The organism is Kitasatospora putterlickiae, from assembly GCF_039527695.1.
GTDB lineage: Bacteria > Actinomycetota > Actinomycetes > Streptomycetales > Streptomycetaceae > Kitasatospora > Kitasatospora putterlickiae.
Window position 1 is genome coordinate 13,103 of record NZ_BAAAKJ010000345.1, and the last position, 18,192, is coordinate 31,294.

Below are 18,192 nucleotides of genomic sequence, written 5' to 3' on the forward strand. Positions count from 1 at the left end.
GGGCCAGCGGGGCGAGTTCGGCGCCGCCGGGTGCGGCGGCGGCCGCCTCGCGCAGCCGCTCGCGCAGGGCGGGGTCGGTGAGGGAGGCGGCGAGGGTGCGGGCGATGCCGTCCTCGATCGTGGCGACCGGGGAGGCGGACGCGGGGACGGCGGGGGCGGGGGCCGGGGCGGCCACGGCCTGACCCGCGCCGAGCGCGAGCAGGGGCAGGGCCGTGAGCGCGACGACGGCGCGTCGCAGGCGGGACTGGGACATGAGGGGATCTCCAGACTCGTCGGGTGAGGCGTCGGAGCATCGGTTCGGACCGGCGCCGCGATCAAGAAACGACGGCGCCATGACAAGTGAAGGCGCTCCCCGACCCCGGATCAACCCCTGTTCCCACAACGGCCCTTGAACCCGCGAGAAACGCCGGCGGGCGCGGACCTGACCGGTCCGCCACGAGCCCGGGTCACCCGCCGCCGGAGAAGCCCCCGCCGGAGTTGGCCGAGCCCGAGCCGCCGTAGACCCAGCCGCCGGAGGGGGGCTGGGGCTTCGGGCGGACGCGCCGTTCGGTGCTGCGCAGGACGCGGACGCCGGCCGGGCCGAGCAACTCCTCCAGGGCGCGCTGGAGCGCGTCGGCGTCGGTCCCCTTCGGCGCCCGGTGCCGGCCGCCGCCGTCGTCACCGGTCGCGGTCACCACCGTGATGTCGAGGGTGCGGCCCGCCGGCTCCGGGTCACCCTCGTAGGGCACCTCCACGCTCTCGTCGAGCTGGATGCGCCGCAGACCGGAGATCGGGGCCCAGGCTCCGGCCCCGGCGCCCCGGACGAAGCGCAGTTCGGCCGGAGCCCGGACCGGGGCGAACTGCACCCGGCGGACCGAACGCAGTTCGCCGGCCGCGACGAACGGCCACAGGACCAGCACGGCGGAGGCCCACAGCGCCCCGCAGACGGTCACCGCGCCGACGAAGGTGGCGCCGACGACCACCGCGACCACCACGAGCAGGATGACGGCGGGCAGGAAGACCACGCCCACGGCGAGCAGGACGGCGAGCGTGCGCAGCACCAGGAGCCCGGCGGCGGGCCAGGAGCCCCCGCCCGGTTCGAGCACGAGGTCGACGGTGGTGCCGTCACGGCCGCGGCGGAGGACCTCATCGGCAGACATACCCGCCAGGGTAGAACCGCTCCGCGACACCGAGAAGGCCCCGGGCGCGGCCACGACGAGGCCGCGCCCGAGACTCACTGACGGATCGTCAGTGCGCGGCGGCCTCCCAGTCGGCGCCCACGCCGACCGAGACGTCCAGCGGGGCGCGCAGCGGGTAGGCGCCCGCCATCTGCTCGCGCACGATCGCCTCGACCGGCTCGCGCTCGCCCGGCGCCAGCTCCAGCACGATTTCGTCGTGCACCTGGAGCAGCATCCGGGACGTCAGCCCGGCCGAGCGCAGCGCCTCGTCGACCCTGAGCATGGCGATCTTGACGATGTCGGCGGCCGAGCCCTGGATCGGGGCGTTGAGCGCCATCCGCTCGGCCATCTCGCGGCGCTGGCGGTTGTCGCTGTTGAGGTCCGGCAGGTAGCGGCGGCGGCCGAGCAGGGTCTCGGTGTAGCCGGTCGCGCGGGCCTCCTCGACGACCCGGTGCAGGTAGTCCCGCACGCCGCCGAACCGCTCGAAGTAGGTGTCCATCAGGCCCTGGGCCTCGGCGGGCTTGATGCCGAGCTGCTGGGAGAGCCCGTACGCGGAGAGGCCGTAGGCGAGGCCGTAGGACATCGCCTTGATCTTGCGGCGCATCTCGGCGTCGACGGCGCCGCCCGGCACCTCGAAGACCTGGGAGGCGACGGTGGTGTGGAGGTCCTCGCCGCTGGCGAAGGCCTCGATCAGCGCCTCGTCCTCGGAGAGGTGGGCCATGATCCGCAGCTCGATCTGCGAGTAGTCGGCGGTGAGCAGCGACTCGTAGCCCTCGCCGACGACGAAGGCGCGGCGGATCATCCGGCCCTCCTCGGTGCGCACCGGGATGTTCTGCAGGTTCGGGTCCTGCGAGGAGAGCCGGCCGGTGGCGGCGACCATCTGGTTGAAGGTGGTGTGGATGCGCCCGGCCGGGGAGACGGTCTTGAGCAGGCCCTCGACGGTGGTGCGCAGCTTGGCCTGGTCGCGGTGGCGCAGCAGGATGACCGGCAGCTCGTTGTCGGTCTGGGTGGCGAGCCAGGTGAGCGCGTCGGCGTCGGTGGTGTAGCCGGTCTTGATCTTCTTGGTCTTCGGCAGGGCGAGCTCGCCGAAGAGGATCTCCTGGAGCTGCTTGGGCGAGCCGAGGTTGAACTCGTGGCCGGCGGCGGCGTGCGCCTCCTCCACCACGCGCTGGATCTCGGCGGCGAACTGGGCCTCCAGGCCGGTGAGCCAGCCGCGGTCGGCGGCGATGCCGGTGCGCTCCATGCGGGCGAGCAGGGCGGCGATCGGCAGCTCCATGTCGCGCATCAGGCCGGTGGCGCCGACCTCGGCGAGGCGGGTGTCGAAGAGCGCGGCGAGGTCGAGCACGGCGCGGGCCTGGAGCATCAGCGCCTGGGCGTGCGCGGCCGGGTCCTCCTCCGGGGCGTCGAAGGCGAGTTGGCCGGACTCGGCGGCGGGGGCCGGGGCGAGCGAGCGGGCCAGGTACTCCTCGGCGAGCACCTCCAGGGTGAAGGTGCGCCGGCCGGGCTTCTCCAGGTAGGCGGCGAGGGCGGTGTCGGCGACGACGCCCTCGACGCTCCAGCCGCGCTCGGCGAAGGCCCGCATGACCTGCTTGGCGATGTGCAGCGCCTTGGGCGCGGCCGGGTCGGCGAGCCAGTCGGCGAAGGCGCGCTCGTCCTCCTCGGCGAGCAGCGCCGGGTCGAACCAGGCGGCGGTCTCCCCGGTGGCGAGCGCGACCTCGGTGACCTCGCCGCTGCCGAGCGACCACTGGTAGACGGCGGCCAGCGCGACCGGGGACTTGTCGCTCGCGTGCTCCCGCAGCCAGGCGGCAAGCGTGCCGGGGTCGGTGAGCAGTTCGCCGTCGACCTCGACGCCGGGGGCGAGTTCGGCGGCCTCGGGCTCGGCGGCGGCCGGGTCGATGCCGAAGACCCGGTCGCGGAAGTTGGCGTTGCGGAACTCCAGCGACTCCATCAGCGCGCCGACGGCCGGCTGGTCGAACGGCGCGCGGGCCAGGTCGTCGACGCCGAGCGGCAGTTCGACGTCGCGGACCAGCTCGGTGAGGACGCGGTTGCGCTTGACCGAGTCGAGGTGCTCGCGCAGCTTCTCGCCGATCTTGCCCTTGACCTCGTCGGCGCGGTTGACCAGCTCCTCGAAGGAGCCGAACTGGTTGACCCACTTCGCGGCGGTCTTCTCGCCGACGCCGGGGATGCCGGGCAGGTTGTCGGACGGGTCGCCGCGCAGCGCGGCGAGGTCCGGGTACTGCCGGGGGGTGACGCCGTACTTCTCGGCGACCTTCTCCGGGGTGTAGCGGGTCAGCTCGGAGACGCCCTTGGTCGGGTAGAGCACGGTGATGTGCTCGGTGACCAGCTGGAGCGAGTCGCGGTCGCCGGTGACGATGTCGACGTCGAAGCCGGCCGCCTCGGCGGCGGTGGCCAGGGTGGCGATGATGTCGTCCGCCTCGAAGCCCTCGACGGTCATCCGCGGCACGTTCATGGCGTCGAGCAGCTCGCCGATCAGGCCGACCTGGCTGCGGAACTCGTCCGGGGTCTTGGCGCGGTTGGCCTTGTACTCCGGGAACTCGACCGAGCGGAAGGTCTGGCGGGAGAGGTCGAAGGCGACCGCGAGGTGGGTGGGCGCCTCGTCCCGGACGGTGTTGGCGAGCATCGAGGCGAAGCCGTACACCGCGTTGGTGGGCTGGCCGGTGGAGGTGTTGAAGTTCTCCACGGGCAGCGCGTAGAACGCCCGGTAGGCCATGGAGTGCCCGTCGAGCAGCATCAGGCGGGGCCGCGATCCGGCTCCGCCGCCACCCGGCGCGCCCTTGTCCGTACTCTGCGTAGCCACGTCAACGTCCGTTCCTGCCGATTCCACTACCGGCCACCGATCCTAGGGCCCGCCACCGACAAAAGGGGCATGCCGGGGGCCGCCGCCCCTCGGGTGCGCTCACGCCCCGGCCGCCACGACCGTCTCCTCCCGTCACCGCCTCTACCGCCGAGTAGGACGGTCGTACGATCACAGGCAGCACGACGATGTGATCCCGAGCGGCAGGAGCTCCCCCATGACCGACCCGGCCCCCGACGCGGCCCCCACCTCCCCCGGCGCGGCCCTCGACGCGGCCACCGGCACGACCGCCGCCGCGGCCCCGGGCGGCGCCGCCCAGGCCCCCCTCCTCGACGTCCCGCCGGAGATGCTGGAGCACTTCGCCAGGCTCGGCGTGGACCCGGCCACCTTCTCCGGCGGGCGGCTCGGCGAGAAGCTGGGCATCCGGATCGTCGAGGCCTCCGGCGACCGGGTGGTCGGCACCATGCCGGTGGACGGCAACCAGCAGCCGTACGGCCTGCTGCACGGCGGCGCCTCGGCGGCGCTGGCCGAGACGCTGGGCTCGGTCGGCGCGATGCTGCACGCCGGCCCCGGCCGGTACGCGGTGGGTGTGGACCTGAACGCCACCCACCACCGCTCGGCCACCTCCGGCCTGGTCACCGGTGTGGCGACGGCGGTCTTCAAGGGCCGCACCGCCGCCACCTACGAGATCGCGATCACCGACGACACCGGCAAGCGGGTCACCAGCTGCCGCCTGACCTGCATGCTGCGCGACCTCTGACCCGATTCATCGTCAAATCCCTTGCCCGCCCCCTTGTTTGACCTTGGACCGCCCTGGGCAGTCGTTGGTCTGGACAAGGGGGCGGCGTCATGTCCGGGCATTTTGAGCGATGTAACACTGCGTAACAAGTAGGACATCCAAGCAACTGACAGTTTCCGGGGGTCGAACCAGACGAAAGCAGCCACCCGCCCCTACCGTCGTCCGATATTCGGACGCACGTGCCCGGCATCAACACGCCGGACAGCATCATCCGATTATCGGTAAGGCCAGGAGTCACCTGCCCTTCTACGCCTTACACAAGGCGAGTTGGGAACGGAACCCCCGGTACCAACGGATCGATCGGACCGGAACGACCACATACTGAGACGCCTTGTCTGTGTGCTCATAACAAGAGAATCACAGCCTCGCCGCACCACTGCCCGAGCCGCCGACCGACATCTAGAGTCACGGCCAGTTACCGCGCCACCGGAATGGGCCAGGCCCACCCGCGCATCCAGGCTCCCGCCGTTCAGGCGCGGCGCCCTCCTGAACCGAAGGGGTCCCTCGTGCGTCATCGTTCAGCAGTTGTCGTGAGCATTGCCGTGATCGGCGCCCTCACCCTCACCGCCTGCGGCTCCCGCGACGACAAGAAGACCGGGGAGGACGCCCAGGGCAAGGAGACCACCGTCTTCATCGGCGTCGACGCCCCGCTCACCGGCGACCTCTCCGCCCTCGGCCTCGGCATCCGCAACTCCGTGGACCTCGCCATCCGGCAGGCCAACGAGCGGCACGAGGTCCCCGGCGTCAAGTTCGAGCTCAAGGCCCTCGACGACACCGGCAAGCCCGGCCCCGGCCAGCAGAACGCCACCCAGCTGGTCGGCGACAAGGACGTCATCGGCGTCGTCGGCCCGCTCAACTCCAGCGTCGCCCAGTCGATGCAGCAGATCTTCAACGACGCCAAGCTCGTCCAGATCTCCCCCGCCAACACCGGCGTCGCCCTCAGCCAGGGCGAGAAGTGGGCCACCGGCGAGAAGTCCCGCCCGTTCAAGAGCTACTTCCGCACCGCCACCACCGACGCCGTCCAGGGCCCCTTCGCCGCCGACTACCTGGTCAAGGACGCCAAGAAGACCAAGGTCTTCATCATCGACGACCAGAAGACCTACGGCGCCGGCCTCGCCGCCACCTTCAAGGGCCAGTTCATCAAGAACGGCGGCCAGATCGCCGGCGAGGAGCACGTCAACCCCGACGACCGCGACTTCGCCGCCGTCGTCACCAAGGTCAAGTCCTCCGGCGCCGACGCCGTCTACTACGGCGGCGAGTACCCCGCGGCCGGCCCGCTCTCCCTCCAGCTCAAGGACGCCGGCGTCTCCGTCCCCCTGATGGGCGGCGACGGCATCCAGAGCGGCGACTTCATCAAGCTCAACCCCAAGGGCCAGGGCGACCTCGCCACCGCCGTCGGCCTGCCCGTCGAACAGCTCCCCACCGCCGCCAAGTTCATCGCCGACTACAAGGCCGCCGGCTTCAAGGACGCCTACGAGACCTACGGCGGCTACTCCTACGACAGCGCCTGGGCCGTCATCCAGGGCGTCAAGGCCGTCGCCGCCGCCAACGGCGGCAAGCTCCCCACCGACGCCCGCGCCAAGGTCGTCGAGGCCGTCCAGAAGGTCTCCTTCGAGGGCGTCACGGGCAAGGTCTCCTTCGACGAGTTCGGTGACACCACCAACAAGCAGCTCACCGTCTACACCGTCAAGGACGGCAAGTGGGCCGTGGAGAAGTCCGGCACCTTCAACGGCTGAACCGCCCCCTGACCCGACGTCAGGCGCACTACAGCACACCGGAGTCAGCGCGCGGGGGCGCCACGAGCACCCCCGCGCGCACCCACATCCACCACCCACGCGGACACCCCACACGCACTACGGAGGCCCAGCGGTGCACGACCTACCGCAGCAGCTGGCCAACGGCCTGATCCTCGGCGCCCTCTACGGGCTCGTCGCGATCGGCTACACGATGGTCTACGGCATCGTCCAGCTCATCAACTTCGCCCACGGCGAGATCGTCATGGTCGGCGGCTTCGGCGCCCTGACCGCCTACCTCGCCCTCCCCGGCGGCACCACCCTGTGGCTGGCCCTACCGCTGATGCTGATCGCCGGCATCCTGGTCTCCACCCTCACCGCCGTCGCCGCCGAGCGCTTCGCCTACCGGCCACTGCGCACGGCCCCCCGGCTCGCCCCGCTGATCACCGCGATCGGCCTGTCCATCGCCCTGCAGCAACTGGTCTTCGCCTTCTACCCGGACGCCAAGAAGGCCCGGGTCTTCCCGAAGATCCCCGGCGACCCCTTCGAGATCGGCTCCGTCGCGATCCAGCGCAGCGACCTCTTCCTGATCATCGCCGCCCCGCTCTGCATGATCGCCCTCGGCTGGTTCGTCACCCGCACCCGCTCCGGCCGCGCCATGCAGGCCACCAGCCAGGACCCCGACACCGCCAAGCTCATGGGCATCGACACCGACCGGATCATCGTCATGGCCTTCGCCATCGGCGCCGCCTTCGCCGCCGTCGCCGCCGTCGCCTACGGCCTGCGCAGCGGCCAGGTCGACTTCCGGATGGGCTTCCTGCTCGGCCTCAAGGCCTTCACCGCCGCCGTCCTCGGCGGCATCGGCAACATCTACGGCGCCATGCTCGGCGGCATCACCCTCGGCCTCGCCGAAGCCCTCGCCACCGGATACATCCAGAACCTCCCCGGCATGGACCTCTTCGGAGGCGGCGCCTGGAAGGACGTCTGGGCCTTCGTACTCCTCATCGTCGTCCTGCTCGTCCGGCCCCAGGGCCTGCTCGGCGAGCGCGTCGCGGACAGGGCGTGAGCACCATGACCACCACCAGCAGCACCGAAACCACCCCGGTCATCCCCCTGCCCGGCCGCACCGCCGCCCTGCTCACCGGCCTCGGCGCCCTCGCCGTCACCGGCTCCGCCCTGATGCCCTGGACCTGGACCTCCGACTTCCCCGGCGACCTCACCTACTACGGCTCCCCCGCCGGACTCCAGTGGCTCGCCCTCACCTCGGGCCTGGTCACCCTCCTCCTGCTGCTCGCCACCCAGGGCGTCCCCGGCCTGCGCTGGGCCGCCCCCCGGCACAGCCACAACGCCGTCCTGTTCGCCGCCACCGGCGCCCTCGCCGTCGGCTGGTTCTCCGTCCTCTCGATCGCCACCGACCTCGGCGGCCTCGCCCACCTCGAACCCGGCGGCTGGGTCCTCGCCGCGGGCTCCCTGCTCACCGTCGCCGGCGCCCTCGGCCTGCCGCTCGACCGGCGCACCGCCGTCCCGCTGCGCGTCCTCGACCGGCGGCTCTTCCTGCTCGTCCCGGCCGCCCCGGTCGTCTGGTTCGCCACCCACGCGATCCCCGAGGACAAGCCGGTCGCCCCCGTGCTGACCGCCCTCGCCGGCGGCCTCGCCATCGCCACCGGCGCCGTCCTGCTCGTCCAGCTCGGCCACCTCGCCAACACCTGGCTGCGGCTCGGCACCGTCCACCGCCCGCTCCCGGCCCCGCGTGAACTGCCGTCCTGGGTCGAGATCGGCCTGATCGTCGTCGCCTTCGCCATCGGCCTGTTCGCCATCACCTTCGGCATCGACACCGAGTACGGCGAACTCTTCACCGGCTACCTGCTGCTCGCCGCCTCCGTGATCACCGCGCTCGGCCGCTCCGGCCTGATCGCCCGGCTGCGCGCGCTGACCGTCAAGTACCAGGCCGTCACCACCGGCGCCGCCTTCGCCGCCGCCGCCAGCTTCCCCTTCACCCAGACCAGCGACCAGTACACCTCGGTCGCCACCAACATCCTGATCTTCGCCACCGTCGCCCTCGGCCTCAACATCGTCGTCGGCCTCGCCGGCCTGCTCGACCTCGGCTACGTCGCCTTCCTCGGCGTCGGCGCCTACAGCGCCGCCCTGGTCTCCGGCTCCCCCGCCTCGCCGATCCACGTCCAGTTCCCGTTCTGGGCGGCCGTGCTCACCGGCGCCGTCGTCTCCATGGTCTTCGGCGTCGTCATCGGCGCCCCCACCCTGCGACTGCGCGGCGACTACCTCGCCATCGTCACCCTCGGCTTCGGCGAGATCTTCCGCATCACCATGCTCAACCTCAACGGCACCACCGGCCCCAAGGTCACCAACGGCTCCAACGGCATCCCCCGGATCCCCGACCTCAAGATCCTCGGCTGGGACCTCGGCAAACCCACCACCGTCTTCGGCGTCGAACTCGGCCGGTTCTCCAACTACTACCTGCTGATGCTGCTCGTCACCGCCTTCGTCGTGCTGGTCTTCGCCCGCGTCGGCAACTCCCGCATCGGCCGCGCCTGGGTCGCCATCCGCGAGGACGAGACCGCCGCCGAGGCCATGGGCATCAACGGCTTCCGCCTCAAGCTCCTCGCCTTCGCCCTCGGCGCCTGCCTCGCAGGCCTCGCCGGCACCGTCCAGGCCCATGTCAGCTACACCGTCACCCCCGACCAGTACACCTTCGCCGAAGCCCTCCCGCCCAACTCCGCCTTCCTGCTCGCCGCCGTCATCCTCGGCGGCATGGGCACCATCAGCGGCCCACTGGCCGGCGCCACCCTCCTCTTCCTCATCCCGAAGAAACTGGAGTTCCTCGCCGACTACCAGCTGCTCGCCTTCGGCATCGCCCTCATCGTCCTGATGCGGGTGCGCCCCGAAGGCCTCATCCCCAACCGGCGCCGGCAGCTGGAGTTCCACGAGGCCGCCGCCATCCCCGCACAGCCCACCGGCGACGGCGTCGCCCTCTCCAAGGCAGGGGCGTGACCCCCAGATGACCACCAGCAACGCCCCCGCGACCGCCGACACCGCCCCCGGCCCCGCCGAACCCCTGCTCGACGTCTCCGGCGTCACCATGCGCTTCGGCGGCCTCACCGCCGTCAACAGCGTCTCGCTCACCGTCGGCCGAGGCGAGATCATCGGCCTCATCGGCCCCAACGGCGCCGGCAAGACCACCTTCTTCAACTGCCTCACCGGCCTCTACGTCCCCACCGAGGGCACCGTCACCTACCAGGGCACCGTCCTGCCGCCCAAACCCCACCTCGTCACCCAGGCCGGCATCGCCCGCACCTTCCAGAACATCCGGCTCTTCGCCAACATGACCGTGCTGGAGAACGTCCAGGTCGGCCGGCACAGCCGGATGCACCAGGGCCTGTTCTCCGCCGTCCTGCGCGGCCCCGGCTACCGCCGCTCCGAGGCCGAGAGCCGCGAGAGGGCCATGGAACTCCTGGAGTTCACCGGCCTCGCCGGCAAGGCCGACCACCTCGCCCGCAACCTCCCCTACGGCGAGCAGCGCAAGCTGGAGATCGCCCGCGCCCTCGCCTCCGACCCCGGCCTGCTGCTCCTCGACGAGCCCACCGCCGGCATGAACCCGCAGGAGACCCGCGCCGCCGAGGAACTCGTCTTCGCCATCCGCGACCGGGGCGTCTCCGTCCTCGTCATCGAGCACGACATGCGGTTCATCTTCAACCTCTGCGACCGCACCGCCGTCCTCGTCCAGGGCCAGAAGATCGTCGAGGGCGACCGCGAAACCGTCCAGAACGACGAACGCGTCATCACCGCCTACCTCGGCGCCCCGCTCGAAGGCACCGCGATCGAAGGCACCGCCCCCGTTACGGAGACCGACCAGTGACCGCACTCCTCGAAGTCCAGGACCTCCGCGTCGCCTACGGCAAGATCGAGGCCGTCAAGGGCATCAGCTTCACCGTCAACCAGGGCGAGGTCACCACCCTGATCGGCACCAACGGCGCCGGCAAGACCACCACCCTGCGCACCCTCTCCGGCCTGCTCAAGCCCACCGCCGGAACCGTCACCTTCGACGGCCGGCCGCTCAACGCCGTCCCCGCCCACAAGATCGTCGCCCTCGGCCTGGCCCACTCCCCCGAGGGCCGGCACATCTTCCCGCGCATGACCATCGAGGAGAACCTCCTCCTCGGCGCCTTCCTGCGCAGCGACACCGACGGCATCACCAAGGACGTCGAACGGGCCTACGGCCTCTTCCCCATCCTCGGCGAACGCCGCAGGCAGGCGGCCGGCACGCTCTCCGGCGGCGAGCAGCAGATGCTCGCCATGGGCAGGGCGCTGATGTCCCGCCCCAAGCTGCTGATGCTCGACGAACCCTCGATGGGGCTCTCGCCGCTCATGATGCAGAAGATCATGGCGACCATCGTCGAACTCAAGGCCGACGGCACCACCATCCTGCTGGTCGAACAGAACGCCCAGGCCGCGCTCTCGCTCTCCGACCGCGGCTACGTCATGGAGACCGGCACCATCGTCCTCCAGGGCACCGGCGCCGACCTCCTGCACGACGAGTCCGTCCGCAAGGCCTACCTCGGCGAGGACTGACCCCGTACGGCGAAGGGCCCGGCGCACCGCCGGGCCCTTCCCCCTACTCCTGCTCCGCGGGACCCGCGGCCTCCTCGGCCTTCTTGCGGTCCTGCGCGGCGCCCTCCTCGATGACCGCCTCGGCCACCGCCGCCATCGTCATCCGGCGGTCCATCGACGTCTTCTGGATCCACCGGAACGCGGCCGGCTCGTTCAGTCCGAACTTGGTCTGCAGCACGCTCTTCGCGCGGTCCACCAGCTTCCGGGTCTCCAGCCGCTGGGTGAGATCCGCGATCTCCTCCTCCAGCGTCCGCATCTCCGTGTACCGGGACACCGCCATCTCGATCGCGGGCACCAGGTCGCTCTTGGAGAACGGCTTGACGATGTACGCCATCGCCCCGGCGTCCCGCGCCCGGTCCACCAGCTCCCGCTGCGAGAACGCGGTCAGCATCAGCACCGGCGCCAGGTGCTGCTCGTGGATCTGCTCGGCCGCGGACAGCCCGTCCAGCACCGGCATCTTCACGTCCAGGATCGCCAGATCCGGCTTCAGCTCCTGCACCAACCGGACCGCCGTAGCGCCGTCCCCGGCCTCCCCGACGACGGTGTACCCCTCCTCCTCCAGCATCTCCTTCAGATCGAGACGGATCAGCGCCTCGTCCTCGGCGATCACAATCCGGGTGATCTGGGGCGAATCGGTCTCAAGCGGCTCTGCCTGCTCGTCGGCGGTGCTCACGGGGCTCCTCGTTCCGGCGGGGTACTGCATGCACGAGGGTACCCAGACGCGGTATGTTTGAGTTCAAGCAGGGTCGGGGGCAACCTTCGAATCTGTGGATGCCCCGGTAGCCCAGAGGTTAGAGGCAATGGTCTCAAACACCATCCAGCGTGGGTTCGAATCCCACCCGGGGTACTTTTCCTTCGATTCCAGAGATTGAGCGAAGGCACCCTGCAGCCAGCCGCCCCGTTCTCCAGGCGGCCTCCCCGCAGCCCGGCTCTCAGCTCGCCCGGTCCAGGGGCTCCAGTTCCACGGTGAGGCGCATGCCGAGGGCCGAGGCGAGTCGCTCAAGGACCACGATGGTGGGCATCGTCCCGCCGGCCTCGAACCGGGCGACGGCCGGCTGGTGCATCCCGGCGGCCGTCGCGAGCTGAGCCTGACTCATGCCGAGCGCCTCCCGGCGGAGCCGGACGGTCTCCCCGAGCTGGAACCGGATGCGAGCGGCCTCGTAGGAGGAGCCCGCGCCCGGACGGTTCAGGATCTCCTCGCGCATGGCCCGCCAGGACGTTCGCTCACTCATCCCGCTCACTCCTCCTCATCGATGGTGTGCCGCTCCGCCACGCAGCGCCGCATCGCCCGCCTGGCCCGGTCGACCTCGGCGGACTCCCGCATCCGGGTCTTGCGGAACACGGTGAGCAGGATGATCCTCCGGCCTGACGCGATCCAGTATGTGACCCGCACATCGAGCTCGGCCAGATGGAATCGGAGCTCGCGGAGCTTGCCGTCCAGTTGTCTGCTGTGGGGCTCACCGAGCAGAGGGCCGCGGTCGGCGAGCAGGTCCAGGTAGAAGGCCACGGTCTCCTGCGCGTCCTGCCCCAGGCCGAGGACCCAGTCCCGGACCTCGGGTTCGAGCTCCACTTCTCCCCATGTCATAACACGGATGGTATGAAGGCGCCAGCGGTCACCCCAGGGCTCCGGGGCGCGAGGAGGGCGGCATTCCCCGAGACGGGGGATGCCGCCCTCGCACATGCGTTCCGGGGTCGGTCAGTTGTCCAGGGTGCCCACGTGGTGGACGCGGACGAGGTTGGTGGAGCCCGCGAGGCCGGGCGGGGAGCCGGCGGTGATGACGACGATGTCGCCCTTCTGGCAGCGGCCGAGGGAGAGCAGGGCGGCGTCGACCTGCTCGACCATCTCGTCGGTGGTGGGGGCGAACGGGCCGAGGAAGGTCTCCACGCCCCAGGTGAGGGCGAGTTGGCTGCGGACGGCCGGTTCGTAGGTGAAGGCGAGGACGGGGATCGGCGAGCGGTAGCGGGTCAGCCGGCGGGCGGTGTCACCGGACTGGGTGAAGGCGATCAGGTACTTGGCGTGCAGGAAGTCGCCGATCTCCGCGGCCGCGCGGGCGACGGCGCCGCCCTGGGTGCGGGGCTTGCTGCCCGGGATGAGGGTGGGGAGTCCGGCGGACAGGATGTCCTGCTCGGCGGCCTCGATGATCCGGCCCATCGTGCGGACCGTCTCGGACGGGTACTTCCCGACCGAGGTCTCGCCGGAGAGCATCACCGCGTCGGTGCCGTCGAGGACGGCGTTGGCGACGTCGGAGGCCTCGGCGCGGGTGGGCCGGGAGGAGTTGATCATCGAGTCGAGCATCTGGGTCGCCACGATGACCGGCTTGGCGTTGCGCCGGGCCAGGGCGACCGCCCGCTTCTGGACCATCGGCACGTCCTCCAGCGGCATCTCCACCCCGAGGTCGCCGCGGGCCACCATGACCCCGTCGAAGCGGTCGACGATGGAGTCGAGGTTCCGCACCGCCTGCGGCTTCTCGATCTTGGCGATGACCGGGACCCGGCGCCCCTCCTCGTCCATCACCCGGTGGACGTCCTCGACGTCCCGCCCGGTGCGGACGAAGGAGAGCGCGACCAGGTCCGCCCCGGCCCGCAGGGCCCAGCGCAGGTCGGCGATATCCTTCTCGCTGAGCGCGGGCACCGAGACGGCGACGCCGGGGAGGTTGAGGCCCTTGTGGTCGGAGACCAGGCCGCCCTCGACGACGACGCAGCGGACCCTCGGTCCGGCCACCTCGGCGACCTCCAGGGTGACCCGTCCGTCGTCGACGAGGATCCGCTCGCCGGCGGTGACGTCCCCGGCGAGCCCGGGGTAGGTGGTGCCGCAGCCGTTCTGGTCTCCCTCGACGCCATTGTCGGTGGAGATGGTGAACTCGTCGCCGCGTTCGAGAAGTACCGGGCCCTCGGCGAAGGTGCCGAGGCGGATCTTCGGGCCTTGAAGGTCGACGAGCACGCCGACGCTGCGGCCGGTCTCGTCGGAGGCCTTCCGGACCCGGCGGTAGCGCTCCTCGTGCTCGATGTGGGAGCCGTGGCTCAGATTGAATCGGGCGATGTCCATCCCGGCGTCGACCAGGGACTTGATCTGGTCGTAGGTGTCGGTGGCGGGCCCGAGGGTACAGACGATTTTTGCTCGGCGCATACTGCTGAGAGTAGGCATTACCGGCGCGTAACGACGATGCGGGTCCGGACAAGAGGATGGCCGTTGCCATAAGGAGAGTTGAACAATCTGACACAACGTCGGACCGTTGTGCGAGAGGTTCCCCCACAGTCGTCCGCACCCGCCCCCCGATGCGATTCCGTGAAGGTGTGTTCACCTCTGGTTCACCGTCACTTCCGCCGTAGCACGCGGCGCGGCGGGACGCTCGTCACCCCGGTGCGATGCCGGGGTCCGGAAAAGTGGTTCCGACGAGGGGGAAGCGTCCCGCATGAAGCGTGGTGCGTTCGGGGTCGTGGTGGCGATACTGGTGGCCGCCGGCCTGGTGTTCACGGCCGTGAACCTGTTCAAGGACAAGGGGAAGGGCCCGGAGGAGAAGCCCCCGGTAGCGAAGATCACCGGGGTCGTCGGCTCGGAGAAGACCGCCTTCTTCAATGACCCCGACGTCAAGGCCGCGCTGGCCGCCCAGGGCCTGGACGTCAGCGTGCAGAGCGCCGGCTCCTGGCAGATGAACGACATCAAGCAGGGGTCGGCGGACTTCGTCTTCCCCTCCAGCCAGCTGCCGGCCGACGAGATCGCCCGCCAGAACCAGCTGACCGGCACCCCGGCCCGGCCGTTCTACTCCCCGCTGGTGATCGTCGCGCACTCGGACGTCGCCAAGGTCCTCCAGAACAGCAAGCTGGCGAAGCAGGATCCGGCGACCAAGCTGTGGACGTTCTCGATGGACGAGTTCCTCAACGACGTCACCGCCAAGAAGCTGTGGGAGCAGCTCGCCCCGACGGACCGGCCCGGTTCGCTCTCCGGGGACCTCTTCCTCACCACCACCAACCCCGACACGTCCTCGTCCGGCACGCTCTACGTCGCGATGATCGCCTACCTGCTGAACAAGCACCAGGTGGTGCAGGACCAGGCGGTGGTGGACGCCATCGGTCCGGCGCTGAAGGACGTGGTCACCAAGCAGGGGATCATGAAGAACTCCTCGGACGAGCCCTTCAAGGACTTCGTCTCCAACGTCGGCTATCCGCTGGTGCTCGCCTACGAGTCCCAGGCGCTCGACCTGGTGGCGAAGCAGAAGGCCCCGGCCGACATGGTGATGCTCTACCCGGACACCACCATCGTCTCCGACCACACGGTCGTCGGCTTCAACGCGAACGGCCGCAAGCTCGGCGAAGTCCTGGCCACCGACCCGACGCTGCGCGACCTGGAGGTCAAGCACGGCTTCCGCCCCTCGGGCGCGGAGGGCGCGCAGGCGTTCGCGTCGCAGGTGCGCAGCCTCAACGCCGACGCCGCGCAGCACGAGCCCCGGTTCGCGTTCGCCACCGATCTGGAGGCGGCGAACGTGAAGCGGGCCACGGTGCCGGCGCCGGAAATCATGCAGAGCCTGATCAAGGCGGCGAAGAAGTAGTGACGGGGGACATGGGAACGGGAGCGGGAACGATGCGCAGGAACGGTGTTCGGGGTCTGGCCGTCGGGCTGGCCCTGCTGTTGGCGACGGCGACGGCGTGCACGTCCTCGCCCGCGCCGGCGCCGAAGCCGAGCGACCCGCCGGCGACGAGCGCGCAGCCGGGGGTGCTGCGGGTGCTGGCCGGCAGCGAGCTGCAGGACCTCGCGCCGGTGCTGGAGGAGGCCCAGAAGGCCACCGGGGTGACCGTGCAGTTCGCCTGGACGGGCTCGCTGGACGGAGCGGACGCCGTGTCCTCGGGCAGGGCGGACGGGAAGTACGACGCGATCTGGTTCCCGTCGAACCAGTACCTGCACCTGGACGAGGGGAGCCGGTCGAAGCTGCTCTCCGAGACGTCGGTCATGACGTCCCCGGTCGCCTTCGGCATCCGCACCTCGGTGGTCAACGACCTGGCGTGGGGCGACGGTTCCAAGGTGACCTGGGGCAACCTCGCGGAGGCGGCGACGTCCGGGAAGCTGACGTACGGGATGGCCGACCCGTCGCGGTCGAACTCGGGATTCTCCGCGCTGGTCGCGGTGGCCTCGGCGTTCTCGGGGGCGACCTCGGCGCTCACCGACGCGGACGTGCAGAAGGCGACGCCGCAGTTGAAGCAGTTCTTCGCCGGGCAGAAGCTGACCTCGGGCTCGTCGGGCTGGCTGGCTCAGGCGTACACCCGGGCCGAGCGGGGTTCGGTCGGGGCGCTGGTGAACTACGAGTCGGTGCTGCTGTCGTTGAACAAGACCCTGGCGCCGGACCAGCAGCTCACCGTGGTCCGCCCGACCGACGGGGTCATCTCGGCCAACTATCCGCTGACCCTGCTGAGTTCGTCGCAGCAGCGGGAGCGGGAGTCGTTCCAGCGGCTGACCGCCTACCTGCTGAAGGAGGACGTGCAGAAGCGGATCTCGGAGCTGACGCTGCGCCGCCCGGTGACGCCGGGGACCACGCCGGCGGCGGGTCTGCCGACGGACCGGCTGCGCGAGCTGCCGTTCCCGGGCACCAGGTCGGTGGCCGACGGGCTGCTGTCGGCGTACCAGAACGAGCTGCGCCGGCCGTCGCGGACGGTGTACGTGCTGGACACCTCGGGCTCGATGAACGGGTCGCGGCTGTCCTCGCTGAAGACCGCGATGGGCCGGCTGACGGGCGCGGACGACACCCGGGGGGTCCGGCGGTTCCGGGACCGCGAGGAGGTCACGCTGATCTCCTTCGCGTCGAAGGTGAAGTCCACCAAGACCCACTCGGTGCCGTCCGGCGCGGGCGCGCAGCAGGAGCTGAAGGCGATCGACGGGGACGTGCAGGCGCTGGCCGCGGACGGCGGAACGGCGGTGTACTCCTCGCTGGAGGAGGCGTACCGGGTGATCGAGCGGCAGCAGTCGACGGTGAAGGACGACCGTTTCACGTCGATCGTGCTGATGACGGACGGGGAGAGCAACGAGGGGGCGACGGACAAGGACTTCCGGACCTTCTACGACAAGCTCCCGGCGACGCAGAAGTCGGTGCCGGTGTTCCCGATCCTGTTCGGTGACGCCGCGAAGGGGCAGTTGCAGGGCATCGCGGAGCTGACCGGCGGCAAGCTGTTCGACGGGACGGGTTCGCTGGACGGGGCGTTCGAGGAGATCCGTGGCTACCAGTGATGGTGGCGGCCCGTCCCGCGGCCCGTCCCGCGGCCCGTCCCCCGGCCGGTTCCGGGCCTACCTGACGTCCACCCGCTTCTCCGTCGCCGGAGGAGCGGGTGTGGCCACGGGGGCCACGGCGTACTTCCTGCAGGCCCCGCCGGTGACGTGGCTGCTGATCGCGGCGGGCTCGTACGTCGCGACGGTGACCCTGTGGCGGCCCACGCCGCCCGAGCCGCACGCACCGCCCGAGCCACCCTTGCCACCCTTGCCGCCCGAACCGCCCGAGCGGAACGGCGGTGGCTCCGGAGGCGGCTCCGGTGAGGGGGGCGGCCGGGGAGGCGATCCGATGGCCGCCGACCCGTGGTCCAATCGCGACAGCCCGCTCGGTCCGCGCCCGGTGCCGGAGGCGTCGCGGGTGACGGAGGCCCCACAGGAGACGGGGGCGGCGGGGGCGGCGCCGAAGCGGTCGTCGGCCGCGCGCCGTGCCGCCCCGCTCACGGCCCCGCCCACCGCGGAGGCCGCCGCCTCGCCCGCGCCGTGGCCGCGGCTGGAGGAGCTGGCGGCGTTCGTCGGTTCGGCGCCGTTGCCGCCGTCGGCGAACGTGCCGAGGCTGCTGGTGCGGCTGCGCACGGCCGGCCCGGGGCCGACCACCGAGCCGATCGTGCACCGCCGGCTGCCGCTGGCGGTGGACGGCTACCTGCGGGCGCTGACCTGGCAGCCGTGGGTGCCGGACGGCGCGGATCCGGCGGCCGAACTGGCCCGGGCGGTGGATGAGATGGCGGCCCTGGTCCCGGCGTCCTGACCGGAGCGGCGGTGGCCGGCCCCGGCCCGTCCGGCCGTGGCCGGCTTCGTCATGCCTCCAGGAC

General features: G+C 71.1%; 15 protein-coding genes and 1 tRNA gene. 10 read left to right on the forward strand and 6 right to left on the reverse strand.

Going from position 1 to position 18,192, the window contains the following annotated elements:
- Positions 1-446 precede the first annotated feature (446 nt).
- Positions 447-1,139: a hypothetical protein gene (locus ABD308_RS32115; protein WP_344342918.1), complete on the reverse strand. Its 693-nt coding sequence runs from the start codon at positions 1,137-1,139 to the stop codon at positions 447-449.
- A gap of 88 nt (positions 1,140-1,227) precedes the next feature.
- Positions 1,228-3,909 carry a DNA polymerase I gene (gene polA / locus ABD308_RS32120; RefSeq protein ID WP_344342962.1) on the reverse strand — a complete coding sequence of 894 codons (2,682 nt, stop codon included), beginning with the start codon at positions 3,907-3,909 and terminating at the stop codon, positions 1,228-1,230.
- Between the two features lie 409 nt (positions 3,910-4,318).
- Here polA and ABD308_RS32125 point away from each other — a divergent pair, with 409 nt between their 5' ends.
- The 6 genes from ABD308_RS32125 (at position 4,319) to ABD308_RS32150 (ending at position 11,091) form a co-directional block, all read left to right on the forward strand.
- The gene (locus ABD308_RS32125; protein ID WP_344342964.1) at positions 4,319-4,732 is read left to right on the forward strand and encodes a PaaI family thioesterase; all 414 of its coding nucleotides are present in this window, start codon (positions 4,319-4,321) and stop codon (positions 4,730-4,732) included.
- Positions 4,733-5,277: 545 nt separating this feature from the next.
- Positions 5,278-6,507 (forward strand): branched-chain amino acid ABC transporter substrate-binding protein, encoded by a 1,230-nt coding sequence (locus ABD308_RS32130; RefSeq protein WP_344342921.1) that lies wholly within the window; start codon positions 5,278-5,280, stop codon positions 6,505-6,507.
- A 133-nt stretch (positions 6,508-6,640) separates the two neighbouring features.
- The gene (locus ABD308_RS32135) at positions 6,641-7,570 is read left to right on the forward strand and encodes a branched-chain amino acid ABC transporter permease (RefSeq protein WP_344342924.1); all 930 of its coding nucleotides are present in this window, start codon (positions 6,641-6,643) and stop codon (positions 7,568-7,570) included.
- A gap of 5 nt (positions 7,571-7,575) precedes the next feature.
- Entirely contained in the window at positions 7,576-9,513 is a 1,938-nt protein-coding gene (locus tag ABD308_RS32140) for an ABC transporter permease subunit (protein WP_344342966.1), read from the forward strand.
- A gap of 7 nt (positions 9,514-9,520) precedes the next feature.
- Complete coding sequence (locus tag ABD308_RS32145) at positions 9,521-10,378, forward strand: ABC transporter ATP-binding protein (RefSeq protein ID WP_344342928.1); 858 nt, start codon at positions 9,521-9,523, stop codon at positions 10,376-10,378.
- Positions 10,375-11,091 (forward strand): ABC transporter ATP-binding protein, encoded by a 717-nt coding sequence (locus ABD308_RS32150; RefSeq protein WP_344342931.1) that lies wholly within the window; start codon positions 10,375-10,377, stop codon positions 11,089-11,091. Before ABD308_RS32145 ends, ABD308_RS32150 begins: the two co-directional genes overlap by 4 nt.
- Before the next feature lie 43 nt (positions 11,092-11,134).
- Here the strand turns inward: ABD308_RS32150 and ABD308_RS32155 are convergent, their stop codons facing one another.
- On the reverse strand, positions 11,135-11,803 hold the full coding sequence (locus ABD308_RS32155) for an ANTAR domain-containing response regulator (protein WP_344342935.1): 669 nt from the start codon (positions 11,801-11,803) through the stop codon (positions 11,135-11,137).
- A gap of 100 nt (positions 11,804-11,903) precedes the next feature.
- Between ABD308_RS32155 and ABD308_RS32160 the strand changes: the two genes are divergently transcribed.
- Positions 11,904-11,977: transfer RNA gene (locus ABD308_RS32160), tRNA-Leu, on the forward strand.
- 85 nt (positions 11,978-12,062) lie between these two features.
- Here ABD308_RS32160 and ABD308_RS32165 read toward each other — a convergent pair.
- The 3 genes from ABD308_RS32165 to pyk form a co-directional block, all read right to left on the reverse strand.
- Positions 12,063-12,362: a helix-turn-helix domain-containing protein gene (locus ABD308_RS32165; RefSeq protein ID WP_344342938.1), complete on the reverse strand. Its 300-nt coding sequence runs from the start codon at positions 12,360-12,362 to the stop codon at positions 12,063-12,065.
- A gap of 5 nt (positions 12,363-12,367) precedes the next feature.
- Positions 12,368-12,715 carry a type II toxin-antitoxin system RelE/ParE family toxin gene (locus tag ABD308_RS32170; RefSeq protein ID WP_344342942.1) on the reverse strand — a complete coding sequence of 116 codons (348 nt, stop codon included), beginning with the start codon at positions 12,713-12,715 and terminating at the stop codon, positions 12,368-12,370.
- A gap of 111 nt (positions 12,716-12,826) precedes the next feature.
- Positions 12,827-14,257: a pyruvate kinase gene (gene pyk, locus ABD308_RS32175; protein ID WP_344342945.1), complete on the reverse strand. Its 1,431-nt coding sequence runs from the start codon at positions 14,255-14,257 to the stop codon at positions 12,827-12,829.
- A gap of 286 nt (positions 14,258-14,543) precedes the next feature.
- On the opposite strand from pyk, the gene ABD308_RS32180 reads away from it, so the two are divergent.
- From ABD308_RS32180 to ABD308_RS32190, 3 genes are all read left to right on the forward strand, one after another.
- Complete coding sequence (locus ABD308_RS32180) at positions 14,544-15,677, forward strand: hypothetical protein (protein WP_344342948.1); 1,134 nt, start codon at positions 14,544-14,546, stop codon at positions 15,675-15,677.
- Positions 15,678-15,709: 32 nt separating this feature from the next.
- Entirely contained in the window at positions 15,710-17,344 is a 1,635-nt protein-coding gene (locus ABD308_RS32185; protein ID WP_344342950.1) for a substrate-binding domain-containing protein, read from the forward strand.
- 397 nt (positions 17,345-17,741) lie between these two features.
- Complete coding sequence (locus ABD308_RS32190; RefSeq protein WP_344342952.1) at positions 17,742-18,128, forward strand: hypothetical protein; 387 nt, start codon at positions 17,742-17,744, stop codon at positions 18,126-18,128.
- Positions 18,129-18,192: the final 64 nt, after the last annotated feature.

Excerpts from the sequence above, each read along its gene's own strand:
- ABD308_RS32115 (WP_344342918.1), bottom strand. The coding sequence starts at position 1,139 with ATGTCTGCCGATGAGGTCCTCCGCCGCGGCCGTGACGGCACCACCGTC.
- polA (WP_344342962.1), bottom strand. The coding sequence starts at position 3,909 with ATGCTGCTCGACGGGCACTCCATGGCCTACCGGGCGTTCTACGCGCTG.
- ABD308_RS32125 (WP_344342964.1), top strand. The coding sequence starts at position 4,319 with ATGCTGGAGCACTTCGCCAGGCTCGGCGTGGACCCGGCCACCTTCTCC.
- ABD308_RS32140 (WP_344342966.1), top strand. The coding sequence starts at position 7,576 with ATGACCACCACCAGCAGCACCGAAACCACCCCGGTCATCCCCCTGCCC.
- ABD308_RS32145 (WP_344342928.1), top strand. The coding sequence starts at position 9,521 with ATGACCACCAGCAACGCCCCCGCGACCGCCGACACCGCCCCCGGCCCC.
- ABD308_RS32165 (WP_344342938.1), bottom strand. The coding sequence starts at position 12,362 with ATGAGTGAGCGAACGTCCTGGCGGGCCATGCGCGAGGAGATCCTGAAC.
- ABD308_RS32170 (WP_344342942.1), bottom strand. The coding sequence starts at position 12,715 with ATGACATGGGGAGAAGTGGAGCTCGAACCCGAGGTCCGGGACTGGGTC.
- pyk (WP_344342945.1), bottom strand. The coding sequence starts at position 14,257 with ATGCGCCGAGCAAAAATCGTCTGTACCCTCGGGCCCGCCACCGACACC.
- ABD308_RS32180 (WP_344342948.1), top strand. The coding sequence starts at position 14,544 with ATGAAGCGTGGTGCGTTCGGGGTCGTGGTGGCGATACTGGTGGCCGCC.
- ABD308_RS32185 (WP_344342950.1), top strand. The coding sequence starts at position 15,710 with ATGCGCAGGAACGGTGTTCGGGGTCTGGCCGTCGGGCTGGCCCTGCTG.